Consider the following 15941-nt stretch of genomic DNA (forward strand, 5'->3'; position numbering starts at 1 on the left):
ACGCCCCGAAGTTGAATGGCCTCCCGAACACCCCGCGAAGCAAGCTAAGGATGTGCCTGCACTGGAGAACAAACCAATGCGGCTTGCCACGCCCAGCAAGGTCGCGCCGAGTCGCCGTTCTACGACGGCGATCCGCTACGCCTACCTGCTGAGCCGCTATCCCGCCATCTCCCACACCTTCCTGCTCAAGGAAGTACAGGGCCTCCGCGCGCGCGGCCTGCACATCGAAACCGCCTCTATCAATCCTCCCGACCGGCCCCCCAGCCGCCTCTCGGAAGAGGAATCGCGCGAGGCCCGCGCCACGCGTTATCTCAAGGGTGGCAAGACCCTCAACACGCTGATGCTCCTCCTTCGGATCATCGCCATTCACCCCGCAGCCACGATCCGCGGGCTTCGCGGTGTCCTCTCCATCCGCCGCATGCGTGTGAGCGAACGCGGCTATTGGCTCTTCTACCTTGCCGAAGCCCTGCTGCTTGGCGACTGGATGCGCTCGCGACGCCTGAATCACCTGCACGTCCACTTCGGTGGACCCGTGGCTGGGGTGGGCATGCTCACCTCCATCGCGTGGCGCATCCCCTACTCATTGACCATCCACGGCCCCGAAGAGCTCCTGAACACCGATGCGGAGCACCTGCGCGAGAAGCTCACCCAGGCCTCGCGCATCATTTGCATCAGCGACTTCTGCCGCAGCCAATTGATGCAAATCCTCCCTCCCGGACAGTGGAGCAAGCTGCATGTCGTGCGCCTCGGCGTCGATCCCGCGGCAGTCACTCCCTCGCTCACACCCCCGCCTGCGAAGGCGAAGCGCTCCCTCGAGATCGTTTGCACCGGCCGCCTGGTTCCTGCGAAGGGCCATCGCATTCTCATTGAAGCTTTCGCAGCGCTGCGCGACCGAGGCATCGACTTCACAGCAACACTCATCGGCGATGGTCCCGAGCGCCAGGGACTCATCGACTTCACACGCACGCACGGCCTCGAGGGCCACATCACCTTCACCTCGTCGCTCCCACATGAAGAGACTCTCGCGCGTGTGCGGGATGCCGACATCTTCGTGCTCGCCAGCTTCGCCGAGGGAATCCCCGTCGCGTTGATGGAAGCGATGGCCCTGGGCGTTCCCTGCGTCAGCACCTCCATCGCGGGCATTCCGGAGCTGATTCAGACCGGCCGCGACGGCATCCTCGTCGCGCCCTCAAACGCAGTCGAGCTCGCGGACGCCCTGGCCCTCTTAGCCGGCGATCCCACACTGCGCCAGTTCCTCGCCCGCTCCGCGCGCCGCCGTATCGTGCACGACTACAACCTTCCGCTCAACCAGGAGAAGCTCGCGCAGTGCTTCGCCGCCCAGGAAACTCCGCAGTGAGTACAGCGCTCGCAGCCGAGACCGCCGCGGCGATGACGCCAGGCGCATTTCCCCATGTGACGCTGGGGCTCGACCGCCCCGAGCTCTCCATCATCATCGTCAGCTTCAACACGCGCGATCTCCTGCGCGACTGCCTGACGTCCGCACTGCACATGGCGGCTGCCTTCACAACGGAGATCTTCGTCGTCGATAATGCCTCGCGCGACAACTCCGCCGAGATGGTTGAGCATGAGTTCCCCGCCGTGCGCCTCATACGCACGACCGAGAACGTAGGCTTCGGCCGCGCCAACAACCTCGCCCTGCAGCGGGCGCGCGGACGCTACCTGGTGTTGCTCAACTCCGATGCGTTCCTGCAGGAGAGCGCCCTGGATCGCGCCATAGCCCACATGGATGCGAATCCACGTTGCGCCGCCGGGGGAGCTCGCCTCGTGGGCCGCGATGGGTCGCTACAGCCATCGGCGCGCATGTTCCACACCGTGCTCAACGACGCCCTCGTCCTGAGCGGCCTCGCATACCGCTTCCCGCGCTCACGCTTCTTTGGACGCCTCGACCGCACATGGAGCGACCTCTCCAAACCCGCGAGCGTCGACTGGATTCCCGGCGCCTTCGCCATCCTGCGGCCCGAAGCCCTGCAGAAAGCCGGCTACTTCGACCCCGCCTTCTTCCTCTACTACGAAGAGGTCGATCTCTGCCGCCGCCTCAAGAACGCCGGCTACGAGGTCTGCTACTGGCCGGACATCATCGTTACGCATCTCGGCGGAGAAAGCTCACGCCAGCTCAAGACGCTCGACTTCTCCTCGACCGCAGCACAGGTCGTGCTGTGGCGCATGCGCAGCTCGCTGCTTTACTACCGCAAGCATCATGGCTCACGCGCATGGTTCGCTCGGCGTATGGAGCAACTGCTCTACACCGCGTCTCTCCTGCGCAATCGCTTCAGCCGCAGCGAGGAGAGGCAACGCCGCGCGGCATACTTCCGGACGCTCATCCGCCTGATGGACCAGGCATGGCGCGACACCAACGGCGGACGCATCTCGCCGCCACAGCCATGGTGATGCGATGAGTTCTACGCTGAAGGCACTCCTCATCGGACCACTGCGCGGATTCTTCCACGCAACCTCGCGCCTCCGCATCCTTACTGCGCGACTGGTAGCACACGCGAAGCTTGCAGCAGCGCTACAGCACCACTTACCCACCTCTGTCGTTGTCATGGGAACAGCGCAGGTTCATGGCACAGGCAACATACGCATCGGTGAAGACGTTTTGCTCTACCCCGGTGTCTATCTCGAGACCGAGGGCGGCGGCGAGATCGTGATCGGCAAAGGTGTCGTTCTCTCAACCGGCGTCCACATCGTCGCGCGCTCCCGCGTTGTGATTGGGGATGGCTGCATGGTCGGCGAATACGCCAGCCTGCGCGATGCGAATCACACCCGCGAGCCAAGTGCGACACTGCGCGACTCCCCTCACATGGCGCTTCCCATCACTCTGGGACAACAGGTGTGGATAGGCCGCGGTGTTGCCGTGCTCAGTGGCGTCACAATCGGCGATCACGCCACGGTGGGAGCAAATGCTGTTGTGACGCGCGATGTCGCGGCCGGATCAACGGTAGGCGGTGTGCCCGCGAAGCCGCTGCAAAAGCGACCGCAGGACTGATCCAGCGGCGCTAAGACCGCTTGTACTCCACCAGCTTGAGCTTCTGTCCCTTGCGTCGGCTCGCGCGGTAGCGCCACTGCCCCACTGCGATAGGGATTTGCTGCAGGTGCGAATGCACGCCGTAAAGTAGTAACGTCAGCGCGTCAGCACGCTTCCATCTCGCCTTCCATGCCGAGCGCAGGAACAACATCGCGAGGAGCACGAGCGCAATGAGCAAAGGCCACGTTGACCGCAGCAGCGCGCTGAGGCTGATCACGACCACCGGCAGCGCCAGCAGCACCAGCGCGTGGACGCGATTGCGCCGCGCCTCCACCGACCACAGCGGAAACTTGCTGCCGACGAAGCGAGTAGAGACCTCAGCGTAGGCATGACCTGCACGTTCCGCGCGCTTCCAGTACTGCGCAAAGTGATCGATAGCGAGATCGTGCTGGGTCATGGGCGCGTCGATGTGCAATATGCGCTGCCCCAGCACTTGCAGACGGCGGCATAGCTCCGGTTCCTCACCGGCGATGAGCGTTTCGTCGAAGCCGCGCGTAGTGATGAGCGAACTGCGCCGGAAGATCGCATCGCCACCGCAGAACGGTACGATACCTGGAGCATAGATCCAGTCGAGATCGAGCACCCGCGTATACAACGAGCGCGGCGGCGCAATCTCGCGACGATGCCCCCACACGCATGCGATCCGCGGCGCGCTAAACTCCAGCAAAGCATCCTGCGCGAACTTCGGATCGAGAATCGTATCGCCGTCCAGGAAGAGCACGAACTCGGCTTGCGATTCATGCCAGCCGGCGTTGCGGCCAATCGCGGCTGTCGGCCTCACCGGATGCAACTCCACCACCCGCGCTCCATGTTCACGCGCGATGCGCACACTATCATCCTTCGAGTCCGAGTCGACATAGATCACGTCCACCTGCAGCCCCGTGCGATCCATCCGCGCAATCGACTCGAGACACCACGCCAGCCGCGGGCTCTCGTTGCGGCCGATGACGACAACGCTCAGCGTTGTAAGCTGCGGTAACAAGGGCGCGGCCAAACTCATTGCAGCACCCAATCGTGCTGCGGTGGTTCTGTCGTCACCGCCGCATCACTGTCTTTCCGGGGCAGCACGCGCGCGGGGATTCCGACCGCGATACAGCCATCAGGGACATCGCACAGCACCACGGCATTGGCTCCGATCGCAACATCATTGCCGATGCGAATCGGCCCGAGCAGCTTGGCCCCTGCGCCGATGTCTACGCGATCTCCAAGATGGGGCGAGCCACGCTGGCCGCGATGACGCAAGCCCACCGTGACCCCGTTGCGGATCACGCAATCATCGCCGAAGACCGCATCGCCGCTGATGACAATGCCACCCACATGCTCGATTACGAGACGCTCGCCGATCTTCGTCTCGCACGGTAGCTCGATCCCGCACAAGCTGATGGAGAAGAAGTGCAGCACACGGTAGAGAAACGAGAACGGCATGCGCAGCACTCTTGGGTGGATGCCATATCGCCAGTTGCCGAAGCGATAAACGACGAGTGCCCAGAAGCCGTGCCGCGACCAGTTGCGCTGGTGCGCGTTCCAGTCGCTGCGGATCTGGCGAAACATGCTCATGCTCTAACGCGCGGCGATCTTGCGCATCGGTTCCTCTTTGGAGTCATCGCGAGGACCGTCACGCCGTACCCCCGCGGGCCCCAGCACATCGTCGGCGTTCACCGAATGCGGATCGAAGCGGCTCAGCATCCCCCAGCGGCCCGGCTGCGGCGTCAGGTCTGTCGCCAGGTCCGTCGCAGGTTGCGCAGCGGCGGCCGGTACAGGAGGTTTACGCGTCTTCCAGGGAACCGGAGCTTCGAACTGCGTCTCCGTCGGCGCCGGCTCAAACGGACTCGACTCCGCCCTGCGGTGGTCGCCATTGCCCGCGTGCCCATTGCCCTTCGACACAGCATGGCCGTTGCCATTGAAGCGCAGGGTCTCTGCTGCAACTTCGCGCAGCATCGGCGGCGCAGACTGGGCCTCGCTGAAGTAGAGCGGACCCGAGTCCTCGAACGAACGCAGCGGCGTGTGGGGTAGCGTGCGCGCGAGCACAGCTTCCGCCGAGGCTCGCGAGCCGGCCGCCTGCGCCTGGCTGGAGTAAAGCGCAGAGATCGGGTTCGTCGGCATCACGGCATGGCTCGGCCCGTGGCTGACCGCCTCGATGACCGGCTGAGCAGTGGACTCAGGAACCTGGATCACGATGGGTGCCACCATGGACTCGGTGGCCGCTTCAACGCGTTCGACTGGAACCTCAACCGGTGCGGTGAAAGCCTCTGTACGCGGGGCCGGAGCCTCGACGTAAGCGGCCGGAGCGAACGACTTCGCCGCCACGTAGGCAGTAGCCAGCGGAGCCGGTTCGGCTGCAGAAAGGACCGGCGTCTCGGCATACTCCGAGCGCCGGGCGAAGGCCGCCGCAACATGCTCGGGCTCGATAGCCGGCGTCTTCTCAATCGCCATCGGCTCAAATACGGGGGCAGCTGCGGGCTGCACTTGCGACTGAGAGGAAGCGAGGAAGTGCTCCTCGAAGGTCTCGTACCAGGGCCGCGACGCTGCCTCCTGGTGGTCCGACGGCAGTGGCGTGACATGGCGCGAAAGCGTCGGCCACGAAGGCCACCGCACCTCGTGAACGGCCTCAGCTTCCTCAACAACCTGGGCCTGAGGGGCAAATCCGGGCGTAGCAAACGTCTGCTCCGCGACCGGCGAAGCGATGACCTGGTGCGTCTCGACAGCGGGCGGAACCATCAGTGGAGAGGAAAAACCAAAGTGGATCTCCGAAGCACTGGGCTGCGGCACATTCACAGACGACACCGGTTCCAGTTCTGCCTTCGACTCGGCGGTAGGCTCAGCCTGAGATGTCTGCGGCTGCGCGAACCAGCTCGGAGCCGGCTCTTCTGCCTGTGAGCGCGCGACGCCATCGGAGAAGCGCGCCAGCAGCTGGCGGATCCGGTCGGCCTCCGCGCTGGAGAGCCAGCCCGGAGCCTCCTCGTGAGGCGGGGGCACGGCAGCATCGTTCGCCGGTGAGGCTGGAGCGATGGCAGGACTGGATGCAGGTGCAGACGAGAGGGACGGCAAGGGCTCCGCGGAGGCCGCAACGTACTTCGGCAGCACCGGCTCACGACGCTGGAAAGGCGCGACCTCCGGTGTAGCCGGAAGTTCCGCAGCCATCCTCGCGGCCAGGCGCTGCGCCGCTGCGGCTGCGGCGCTGCGGGCTGAGCTGATGATCATCGGCTCAGCGACACGCGACTCCGGGACGCTGACTGCGGGCATGGACGGCGCTGGAGCCTTCGCAACATCATCACGAAACGCATACAGCGATCCAGCAGGATCGAGCGCGGCCTCGTGCGCCGCCAAAAGCTCGGAACGCAGCGAATCGGGAGTGGCGTCAGTCGGAGCGACGTAACGGAACTCGGCCGGAGCAGGCGGCTCAACCGGAGACGTCTGCAACGTGCGAACGGATGCCGCGCGATGCTGCTCACTAGCGAAGGGCTCGGCCTCACGATAAGGGAAGTACTGCGGGATCGAGGCCGCTTCGACGGGCATCTGGACCAGAGCTGGAGCTGCCTGAACATAGTCGGCATTGGGGATATACGGTACCGGCACATAGTCGGCCGGCGGAACATAGATAGACTGCACCGCCTCGCGCATCGGCCACTCAGGAGCCACCGGCGATACATATGCTCGCGGCGACGCGGAGTTCTGCTGCGCAGACGGGGGCGAATAGGGCCGCCGCTGTTGGCTCCACGGCATCTTGAGCTCATGCGGCTCCGCCTCATACGGCGCGGCCTCGTCGGGAACAGAACTCCAGGAGGGCTGCATCGGTTCCGCTGCAACGAGCTCTTCCATCCGGTCCATGCCGTGAAGGGGCTGCGCCATCGTTGGGTCCGCAGGCTCTGCTGGAATGTAACGCGAGGGAAGCTGCGCCACCGATTCCTGGCCAAACCCCTGGCTGGCACTCGGCTGCCGGACTCCGGGGTCCGGACGCTTCATCACGCGGTCAAAGGCACGCTCGATCTCCGAGCCCGCTACCGCCGGAGATTCTTCCTCCTGCGATCGGCGTTCAAAGAATTTGAAAAAGCTGCGACCCACGGCGTGGCTCCCATCAGGCAGATCATCTGCAAGGTTGTTGTCGTTGAATTCCACCTGCGCCAGGCTTTTGCGCAGAGTCTCCGTCTGGTCCCGCCGATCGTCCCGCATAGGGATCTCCCGAGTGTTGGCCGACGAGACGGTACGAGAGGCAGGACGTTGCGTGACGGTGGAGCGGGCAGCAGTCACGCACTCTATGTAGGGCGTTCCATCCTGCTCTTCGTTCGGGAAGGATGATCGATCTTCGTACGAAACCGGATCGTCGTCGACAGCACGCTTTGGCTCAACGATATCAAGCTTTCCAGCATCCTCCCTGCCTGAAAGCGGAACTTCGTTGCGGGCCCGGCGCTCCATCATGTCGTAAACGCGCTCTTCCAACACCTTAGGCCGCTCAGAGACTCCGGGAGAAATTCGCGATGGACGGCGGCGCTCGGCCTCGGCAATCGACGCGCGCATCTCCGCTCCGGCCACGTTGCGGTGCAGCCCCAGCAGCGCCACGCCCACGCCTTCCGCCTTAACTCGTTGCAGCAGAAAGGCACAATCCCGCAGCTCCTCGTTCGTGGTCAACGCGCTCTCCACCACCAGGATGGTCGCGTCGGCAGTGCGAACCGCGTACTCAGCCTCAGCCGAGTGCATCAGCGGCTGCGCTTCCAGCAGGATGATGTCGAAACTCGCCTTCAGCCGATCCAGGCTGGCAGCGGCATGGCCGTCCTGTTGCCCGGGCTGGACGGCAACCGACTGCCGGCCACCGTCAGCCAGCAGAGCCTCGTCAGCGGACATCGCCTGCGTCTTGAAGCCCAGCCCAATCAGCTTGAGCCGCAACGCATGGACGAACCCGGAGACATCCGTGGCTGCGCTGGCAGCCGTAAAGACGAAGGTGCGCGCGCGACCCACGCGATACGCCCGCTCCAGCGCGGCGGCCATGCGCAGCAGATACTCCTCGGCGGCCACGCTCGAAACCTCTTCGAGAGCTGGCATCGCGACCATCGGAAGGAAGCCGATCTGCTCTTCTACGTCGCCTTCGGTGTAGAGGCGGGGATCGCGCTTCCTTGCGAACACCGCCGCGCCGATGCCGGCCAGCAACGCCAGAGGAAGAGCCGCTGCGAACAGCAGGTTCTGCCGGCTGGGCTCAGGCCTGGACGGAACCGATGCCGCTACCGCGAGGTGCGCCGTGCCCGGTCCGTTCGTGTCCAGCGACAAACTGCGAATCGCCTCATCCACCGCCGTGTAGCGGTTCTCGAGGCGCGTGATATCAGCCGCTAGCTCCGTCGCTCTCTGCAACCTTGGTGCCGCCGTATGAGCGAGAGCCGTCTGCTGAGCGAGCTGCCCATTAAGCCGTGACTCCACATCGCCCGTGCGTTCAAGGTCCAGCCGTAGCTTGTCTTCCAACCGCTGCTCCGCCACATTGCGAAGCTGCGACACGCGCCCATCCAGCTGCTTATCGAGCTGCGCGATCTCCTGCTGATCCTGCTTGTAGACCGGGTTGCTCGGCGTAAGCTGCGCCATCTGGCTGGCGAGCAGCGCGCGCCGCTGTGTGATCGTCTGCTTCAGCGCCGTCACACTGGCATCGCTGGCGATCGAGTCATCCGCGACCGCCTGCGCTCCTTCGGGATTCTTGTTCAGCGCAATGGACGAGAGCTGCGCCGCCGCAATGTCATGCGCCTGCCGCGCGCTCACCAGCTCTGCGCGAATGCTGGCCAGTTGCGAGTCGTACGGGTTGCCGAGCGTTCCCGCAGGATCCGCAACGCCCAGCTGCTGACCAAGCTGCGTCTGCTCGTTCTGGTCCGACGCCAACTGTCCCTGGATGCGTGTCCGCTCCTCTTGCAGGAGCTGCAGCCGTCCACCCTGTCGCACGGTCTCATCATGCCGGCCCTGCTGCAGGAAGGCCGTCGTCGCGGCGTTGACCACATCCGCCGCGTTGCGCGGGTTGCCGTCCATCAGGCTGATGGAAAGCTGATAGCTCTGGCCCACGCGCTGCACCTTCAGCGAGGCCGCCAGGCGCGCCGCGGCCGAGTGAATGTCCTCTCCCGGGTGCTGCCACGTGCCCAGCGGCAGCGTGGCGATCGCCTGTTCAAGGATGTCCGGCCGCGCGGCTGTCTGGATCTGCTGCTGGAGATAGGAATCGTACCGCGAGGGGTCGTACACACCCGGTGTGCCGTCGTCGACGCTGCGCGTCACCAGCGGTTCCACATACGTCAGGCTCTCGGCCTTGTACATGGGCTTGCGTGACAGCGCAAAGAGGACGATGAGCGCAAAGACGACCGTGCCCACCGAGAGCGCGAGCGCACCATGCTGGCGCAGGCTGCGCACCACATCCACGCGGAAGGCCGGCGGGGCCGCGGAGCGTGTCGCCGCTCCTCCCACTGCGGGAAGCTCCAGTCCGTCGATACGTGATGGCTTCATGCTCAGCCGGGAATCCCTCGACCAACTCCGTGCGTTGGCTTTGCTGCTCTAGTGGGTGAATCGAAACTCAATGCGTGAGAAAAGCGCCGGCGGTAAACATCGTCACCAGCGGCGAAAGCTTGTCCAGCGTGTACGCGAAACGGTTGAAGCCGCTCTGCGGGATGTACAGCACATCGCCCGAATGCAGCGTGAGGTCGAGATTATGCGCGGCGAGAACGTCCTTGAACGACACCGTCCGCGTCTTGCCTGTGGTTGTCGAGACGATCTGGATCTGCGGATAGTGACCCGCGTCCGGCGTGAATCCTCCGGCCAGACCAATGAGCTTGGGCAGCGTCGTCGAGTCGTCCAGCTGAATCGCCCCCGGGTGCTGCACGTACCCCAGCACCGAGACGTACCGCTCCGCAGCTGACGGCACATAGACAATGTCGTCGCGCTCCAGGCGGATCGCCGCCAGCGGGCTGCCTGAATCGAGCAGCTGCTTCAGGTCGACCCACACCACCTTGTCAGTGCCGCGGTAGATGGCGACACGTTCCGGCACAGCGGGGCCGCGCGCCGTCAGGTTCGAAGTCATGTTGTAGCTGGCATCGGCGTGTGTCGTGCGCGAACTCTCCAGAGCTCCGCCACGCGCGATCACCTCGAGCAAAGTCGGCGCGCGGTCGAAGGTCACCAGGCCGGGATGTTCCACCGCACCCAGCAGCATCACCTGGTTGGAGGTGTACTTCTCGACCCCGACAGTGACGGTGAGCGAAGGGTAGTAAGCCTCCAGCGCCGAGCCGATGGCCGCCGCCGCTTGCTCGCGGGTCTTGCCCGCGACCTCCACCGAGCCTGCGATGGGAAGAGTAATCTTGCCGTCTGGACCGACCGGCTGCTTGGAGTCCATCTCCGGCCTTCCGCCGAAGCTGATGATGATTGCATCGCCCTTGCCCAGCTGGTACGGAGCGTCTACAGGAGTCTCCAACGCGCGAAGCTGTAAGGATTGGCTGGAAGGAATGTCCGAGGGACCTCCCTGCTGCGCACGCACCACTCTGCCGCCCGAAACGAGCAGGCCGAGCGTGGCGCCGGCGGCAAGTGCAGCGCGAACGCTGACGCGGCCATGTCGCAGGGGAGAGAAGAACATCACAGAGCGGTCTCCAGACCTCCCAGAAAGTGTTGGAGGATCAGTCTCAGGCTCGTCCAACGGGATGGGGTAGGTCTAGTCCCCGGAAGTGTGAGTCCCACGCCTGCAACGAGGCCCGAAGCGGCTAACCCCTTCGTCACCACGCCTGCGTTACGTCCGCACTACGCTCGAGGGGCACGGCGCTGTCGGCGCGGGTCCCGCCGCTCAATTCCTGCGTAGGGAAGTGTGCTGCGACGGCGATCGCCATTGGGCCGTCCCGCCAGCCGCACCGCCTCAGGAATGTTGCGCACGAAGCGCACCATCTCGCTGAGCCCGGCTGACTCCACCAGCCGGCGTACCGGCTCGTTGACGCCCACGGTCCACACCGGAAGCCTCGCCGCAGACATGATGCGGCGTGCCTCCAGCAGGCTGCCAAGGCCATCGGCCTCGATCCTTCCCGTCAGCACCAGGTCGAAGATCAGCATCTGCCCGCGCCGCGCGGCCGAAGACGCCTCGCGCACCACAGCGAAGGAGTCCGAACCCGTCAAAATCTCCGGAATGCGGAGGATGCGCGTCTTCTCGTCGGAGGTGACCTCCATCGGCCATAACTTTGTCTGGTGACGTTGGCGCATGCTCGCGGCAAGCTCCGTGGGCAGATGGCGCATCAGCGCGCCGAAGTCGCGGGCATAGCGCGGCAACAGCCTTCGCGGCTCCTGCGCCAGGCGGAACAGCCACTCCAGCTGCATCGCCTGCACGATCACCGGTGCGCGGCGCAGGCTGCCTGCGATCATATCCAGCGAACCGCCGATGCCGATGGCCACAATGCCATCCAGGCTCTGGCGATTGCGCGCGATCCATAGCTCCTGCTTGGGATTGCCGAACGCCACCAGCAAGATTCGCGGCCGTGCCTCGTGGATGCGCTCCAGGATTGCGGCGTCGTCCATGTCTTCCAGTGCGCAAAGTTCAGGCGAGTAGCGGCCGGAGATGTGCAGGCCGGGAAACCGGCGTTCGAGCACACGCACCGCACGCTCGGCATGTGCCGGCGAAGAGCCCAGCAGGTAGATCCCGTAGCCCTTGTCGGCCGAGAGCTTCGCCAGCCGCGGCACAAGGTCGACTCCCGTCACGCGCTGCTTCAGCGGACGGTTGAACAACCGCGCCGCCCACAACATCGGCGCTCCGTCAGGAAGCACCATCGTGCAATCGCAGATGACGCGATGCAGCGTGGCATCCACGCGGGCGTTGCGGGCAAAGTCCAGGTTGGCGGTTGCGATCTGCTCGAAGCGCCGTGCCTCGATCGCATGCTCAATGTGAGCGACAGCCTCATCCATGCTCACGTTGGCGATGGGAAGACCAAACAGCGCCACGGTGCGCACATCCGCTACAAGGCCGGAACGAGGCGTCGCAATCAAGGTCCGTGTGGAACGAAGCGTGCGCGCATCTGCAGGCACGTCCAAAACGCTCCCAACTTCACGGGGGTAGGACCATGACGCGAGCAGTGACACGATGTCTCCTGACCCGAGGGCGTATCACTCGATGTCTTCGCCAAGGGTAGGAGGGGGTGCCTGCCATCTCAATACAACTTCCGCCCTGCGGGGCCATCACAGAGAAGTAACCTGCGCGCTTCAAAGTAACGTGCGAACAGGGTTACTTGCGCGGCATCTTGTTGAGCACAATCCCGTGGAACACAGGCTCAGGCAACGCGCGTCTGTCGAGCCCCTGCCCCAATGCGCAACACTGCCGCCACGCACTCTTCGTTAAGCAGACAGCGATGCATCGCAATTCCCGGCTTTGCCAGCGCGATCGCGGCAGCAAAGGGTCCATCGACCGCAACGTCGCGCACATGCCACATACCGACTCCGGCCTCCACACTGTCGATCGTCAGCGCAAGTTCTTCCGGCATCGCCGGAGACACATCGAAGCCATCGAGCGGCAGCGTGAGGCCATCGCCGGCAGCCTTCACCACGGCTTCCTTGCGAGTCCAGATGCGAAAGAACCGGTGCGCACGCGCCTCACCGCAAGACATCAACAGCGCCGCGTACTCCGCTGAGGCAAAGTGACTCCCGGCGATCTCCAGGAACTCCACCTCGCGGTCGATGATCTCGAGGTCGACGCCCACCGCGATCCCATGCGTCATTGCCAGCGCAATACGGCCGCCCGCGTGCGAGAGATTGAACTGCAGTGGCGAGCACGCCGCCGACAGCCGCGGCTTGTGCTGCGGCGGAGCATCCAGAGGAACCTCGGCGGCGCTGCATCCCAGGCGCTCACCCAGCAGGGAACGCAACAGCGCGCGTCCCAGCACATACTCCGCGCGGGCCTCGGCCAGCCGCATCCGTTCCGCACGCACAATCTCGCGAGGATTCAGCAACGCCGCAGCCTGCTCAACCAGCGCGGGAGACGACCCAGCGGAGAACGCAGTCATCCACAACACCGCAGTCTCGGGCGTCGGCAGCAGGCTCTCGCTGCGCTGCAGGCTTTCGTCCTTGGGTGCAGAACCATCCATCCTATTGTTTGTGTCACGGGCATCGCTGTCCGGGACATCCCACAAAAGCTCACTGGGACGTAGCGGCGCGGGGCATCGTCATCCTGCCCGGCGCGCCCTAGACTTAAGCTCCTGGGGAGCCTGCGCGTGCGGGCCCTCACTGCTGCCGGCCATGTCGATCGTGATCCTCATCCCGTGCCTGGTCTGCATCGTCGGCCTCTTCCGTTGGTCGCTGACGAAGACGTTTCTCAACGTCTATCTATCGGTTGCGTTGCTGGTCCCGATCTACTTCTACTGGAAGGTCGCAGCACTTCCTCCCATCACCTTCTCGCAGTCCGTGCTCGTGCCGCTGGGCATCGCCATCATCATCAAGGAGCTGCCGCGCTGGCGCTTCTCCTTCATCGATCTGGCCCTGCCGCTCTTCGTCTTCTCCGCCTTCTACGCGGAGGTTCTTCTCGAGGAGCAAACCAAGGCCACCTTCAAAGCCTTCGACGCCATCACGCTCGCCGTGATCCCCTACATGGTCGGCAAGACGCTCATCGAGCGGCATGGCGCGCGTGTCGCCACCGTGAAGCGCTTCGCCTTCCTGCTCTTCCTCAGCTGCATCGTCTCCATCTACGAATACCCCATGGGCCGCAACCCCTTCACCATCCTCTGGGCGCCGCTCTTTCCCGACGAGAGCTTCGCCTGGAAGACCCAGATCCGCTGGGGATTTGGCCGCGTCTCCGGGCCCTTCGGCCAGTCCGAACTCGCCGGCATGATGCTCTTTACCGGGCTCATCTTCGCACTCTGGCTGGCCCAGCGCCACCAGTGGGAGCCGCGCTTCAAAGGCTTCGAGTGGGTTCGCCTCTCCAAGCCCTTCGCCATTGCCGCGATGATCGGCCTCACGTTGCTGCTGACCCAGGCCCGTGGCCCCTGGCTGGGCTGCTTCGCCGCCATCCCCATCTTCCTCGCCGGCCGCGCCAAGAACGTCAAGCGCACCGGCTGGATCGTCTTCGCCGCCGTTGCGCTCTTCACCGTCGTCATGTACTCCGGCTTCAAAAACTATGCCAGCTCCAGTGCTCCTGCCAGCGACGAGCAGCAGACCGCGCAGTATCGCAGCCAGCTCGTGGACAACTACATCCCCATCGCGCGCGCAGGCGGCTGGTGGGGTTGGGGAGACAGCTTCCAGCAGGTCCCAGGGCAAGGCTCCATCGACAACGAGTACCTTCTCCTCGCTCTCACGCAGGGACTCGCCGGGCTTGCAGCCTTCGGCCTGATCGCCGTTGCTACCGTTCTCCGCCTTGGCTACATCGCCCTCAACTCACAGAACCGCGACGACAGCAGCTTCGCCTTCGCCCTGCTCGGCATCGTCCTCGGCATCCTCGGCACCATCACCACCGTCTTCCTCGGCAACCAGACCTTCGAGCTCTTCTTCCTCCTCGCCGGCTGGGCACACGCCCTCCCCTTGCCGGAGCGCGTGCGCGAGAAAGCCTTCCACTTCGAGCAGGTGTACACATGAGGCGCACCGCATGATCATCGCTCTGCATATTGCGCTGACCCTCGTCGGCATCGTGCTGGTGCTCGCCACGCTTCCTCTCGTCGTCGAACTGCTGGTCCTCTCGCTCGCTGCACTCCTGCCGCCACGCCAAGAGGAAGATGCTATCCCGTTGACCCTCCGCCTCGCCGTCATCATCCCCGCGCACAACGAGGAGCAGCTCATCGCCTCCTGCGTGCGCAGCCTCCAGGCCAGCCGTTACTCTCCCTCCGCGATCTACGTGATCGCCCACAACTGCACCGACGCGACCGCCAAAATCACCGAGCAGACCGGAGCCACCGTGCTCAAGCTCGACGAAGACTCGGGTCACGGCAAAGGCGCCGCGCTCGACCACGGCTTCCACCACGCACTGCACGCCGGCGCCGACAGCGTGCTGGTGATCGACGCAGACTCCACCGTCAGTCCCGACACCACCGCCCGCATCGCCGCCATCCTCCAACAGGGCGCCGCCGCGGCACAGTGCCGCTACATCGCCGCCAACACCACGACGCCCCGCACGCGGCTGCAGGGACTCGCGCTGGTCGCAATCAACGTCCTCCGTCCACGCGGACGAGAGCGCCTTGGCCTCTCCTGCGGCATCGTCGGCAACGGCTTCGCGCTCTCTCGTTCCACACTCGAAGCTCTTCCCTACACCGCGCACTCCATCGTCGAGGACCTCGAGTATCACCTTGCGCTGGTGCGCTCCGGCAAGCGCGTCGTCTTCATCGACCAGGCCCACGTTGCCGGCGAGATGCCCGAGGGCTCCTCCGCCGCAGCCTCGCAGCGCGCCCGCTGGGAGGGTGGCCGCAGGCTCCTGCGCCGGAAGCTCACCTTGCCCATGCTCCGGGCTGTCCTCCGTGGCGATCTTCGTCTGCTGGAACCTCTGCTCGAGCTTCTGACCCGGCCCACCGCAAGCGTTGCCCTCTGCCTCGCGCTCGCTCTGGCGATTCCTCTCACCTGGCTTCGGCTCTACGCTATCGTCGGCCTGGGCTCCATGGCCCTCTCGGTCGTCGTCGCCGCAAGCCTCAGCAGTGACGGCCTCGCCAGCCTCGGCGCACTCGCTTATCTCCCAGCCCACATCTTCTTCAAGCTGCGGCAGCGCGCCATCACCAGGCGGGCAGCAGCGAAGAATGCCGCCTGGGTGCGCACACCCCGCAATCCCCGCGCGTCGGCATAGAGCCGCAACGCACACCAACCACCTGCGTAATCACTTTCCAGTTACCGCCGAGTGTGCCCTTAGTCCTTCCTGCTCACCGCAGTACATGGTTACTTCCAGGAACCGAAGTTTGGTGGCGGATCCCCTCTTTCCTGCGTAAGCTCGTCTCCAGCTCTTACATCCCAA

Annotated in this window: 11 protein-coding genes; 5 read left to right on the top strand and 6 right to left on the bottom strand. The window is 64.7% G+C overall.

Going from position 1 to position 15941, the window contains the following annotated elements:
- The first annotated feature begins 76 nt into the window (after window positions 1–76).
- The 3 genes from AC5E6W_RS21925 to AC5E6W_RS21935 are packed head-to-tail and all read left to right on the top strand — an operon-like array spanning window position 77 to window position 3007.
- On the top strand, window positions 77–1357 hold the full coding sequence (locus AC5E6W_RS21925) for a glycosyltransferase (protein ID WP_491754479.1): 1281 nt from the start codon (window positions 77–79) through the stop codon (window positions 1355–1357).
- Window positions 1354–2409: a glycosyltransferase family 2 protein gene (locus AC5E6W_RS21930; RefSeq protein ID WP_491754480.1), complete on the top strand. Its 1056-nt coding sequence runs from the start codon at window positions 1354–1356 to the stop codon at window positions 2407–2409. Before AC5E6W_RS21925 ends, AC5E6W_RS21930 begins: the two co-directional genes overlap by 4 nt.
- A 4-nt stretch (window positions 2410–2413) precedes the next feature.
- Window positions 2414–3007 (top strand): acyltransferase, encoded by a 594-nt coding sequence (locus tag AC5E6W_RS21935; protein ID WP_491754481.1) that lies wholly within the window; start codon window positions 2414–2416, stop codon window positions 3005–3007.
- A gap of 10 nt (window positions 3008–3017) precedes the next feature.
- Here the strand turns inward: AC5E6W_RS21935 and AC5E6W_RS21940 are convergent, their stop codons facing one another.
- The 6 genes from AC5E6W_RS21940 to AC5E6W_RS21965 form a co-directional block, all read right to left on the bottom strand.
- Window positions 3018–4046 carry a glycosyltransferase family 2 protein gene (locus AC5E6W_RS21940; RefSeq protein ID WP_491754482.1) on the bottom strand — a complete coding sequence of 343 codons (1029 nt, stop codon included), beginning with the start codon at window positions 4044–4046 and terminating at the stop codon, window positions 3018–3020.
- Window positions 4043–4597 (bottom strand): serine O-acetyltransferase, encoded by a 555-nt coding sequence (locus AC5E6W_RS21945; RefSeq protein ID WP_491754483.1) that lies wholly within the window; start codon window positions 4595–4597, stop codon window positions 4043–4045. Before AC5E6W_RS21945 ends, AC5E6W_RS21940 begins: the two co-directional genes overlap by 4 nt.
- 9 nt (window positions 4598–4606) lie before the next feature.
- Entirely contained in the window at window positions 4607–9508 is a 4902-nt protein-coding gene (locus tag AC5E6W_RS21950) for a GumC family protein (RefSeq protein WP_491754484.1), read from the bottom strand.
- 67 nt (window positions 9509–9575) lie between these two features.
- Window positions 9576–10625: a polysaccharide biosynthesis/export family protein gene (locus tag AC5E6W_RS21955; protein ID WP_491754485.1), complete on the bottom strand. Its 1050-nt coding sequence runs from the start codon at window positions 10623–10625 to the stop codon at window positions 9576–9578.
- Between the two features lie 161 nt (window positions 10626–10786).
- Entirely contained in the window at window positions 10787–12052 is a 1266-nt protein-coding gene (locus AC5E6W_RS21960; RefSeq protein WP_491754486.1) for a WecB/TagA/CpsF family glycosyltransferase, read from the bottom strand.
- Between the two features lie 242 nt (window positions 12053–12294).
- Window positions 12295–13104 (bottom strand): 4'-phosphopantetheinyl transferase family protein, encoded by an 810-nt coding sequence (locus AC5E6W_RS21965; protein ID WP_491754487.1) that lies wholly within the window; start codon window positions 13102–13104, stop codon window positions 12295–12297.
- A gap of 151 nt (window positions 13105–13255) precedes the next feature.
- Between AC5E6W_RS21965 and AC5E6W_RS21970 the strand changes: the two genes are divergently transcribed.
- Window positions 13256–14584 carry an O-antigen ligase family protein gene (locus AC5E6W_RS21970; protein ID WP_491754488.1) on the top strand — a complete coding sequence of 443 codons (1329 nt, stop codon included), beginning with the start codon at window positions 13256–13258 and terminating at the stop codon, window positions 14582–14584.
- A gap of 10 nt (window positions 14585–14594) precedes the next feature.
- Complete coding sequence (locus AC5E6W_RS21975) at window positions 14595–15776, top strand: glycosyltransferase family 2 protein (protein ID WP_491754489.1); 1182 nt, start codon at window positions 14595–14597, stop codon at window positions 15774–15776.
- The last annotated feature ends 165 nt before the right edge of the window (window positions 15777–15941 follow it).

The organism is Bryocella sp., from assembly GCF_058498515.1.

Bases quoted from the DNA above. Each gene is read 5' to 3' on its own strand.
- AC5E6W_RS21925 (WP_491754479.1), top strand. From the start codon at position 77: ATGCGGCTTGCCACGCCCAGCAAGGTCGCGCCGAGTCGCCGTTCTACG.
- AC5E6W_RS21935 (WP_491754481.1), top strand. From the start codon at position 2,414: ATGAGTTCTACGCTGAAGGCACTCCTCATCGGACCACTGCGCGGATTC.
- AC5E6W_RS21975 (WP_491754489.1), top strand. From the start codon at position 14,595: ATGATCATCGCTCTGCATATTGCGCTGACCCTCGTCGGCATCGTGCTG.
- AC5E6W_RS21955 (WP_491754485.1), bottom strand. From the start codon at position 10,625: ATGTTCTTCTCTCCCCTGCGACATGGCCGCGTCAGCGTTCGCGCTGCA.
- AC5E6W_RS21965 (WP_491754487.1), bottom strand. From the start codon at position 13,104: ATGGATGGTTCTGCACCCAAGGACGAAAGCCTGCAGCGCAGCGAGAGC.
- AC5E6W_RS21950 (WP_491754484.1), bottom strand. From the start codon at position 9,508: ATGAAGCCATCACGTATCGACGGACTGGAGCTTCCCGCAGTGGGAGGA.
- AC5E6W_RS21945 (WP_491754483.1), bottom strand. From the start codon at position 4,597: ATGTTTCGCCAGATCCGCAGCGACTGGAACGCGCACCAGCGCAACTGG.
- AC5E6W_RS21970 (WP_491754488.1), top strand. From the start codon at position 13,256: ATGTCGATCGTGATCCTCATCCCGTGCCTGGTCTGCATCGTCGGCCTC.
- AC5E6W_RS21940 (WP_491754482.1), bottom strand. From the start codon at position 4,046: ATGAGTTTGGCCGCGCCCTTGTTACCGCAGCTTACAACGCTGAGCGTT.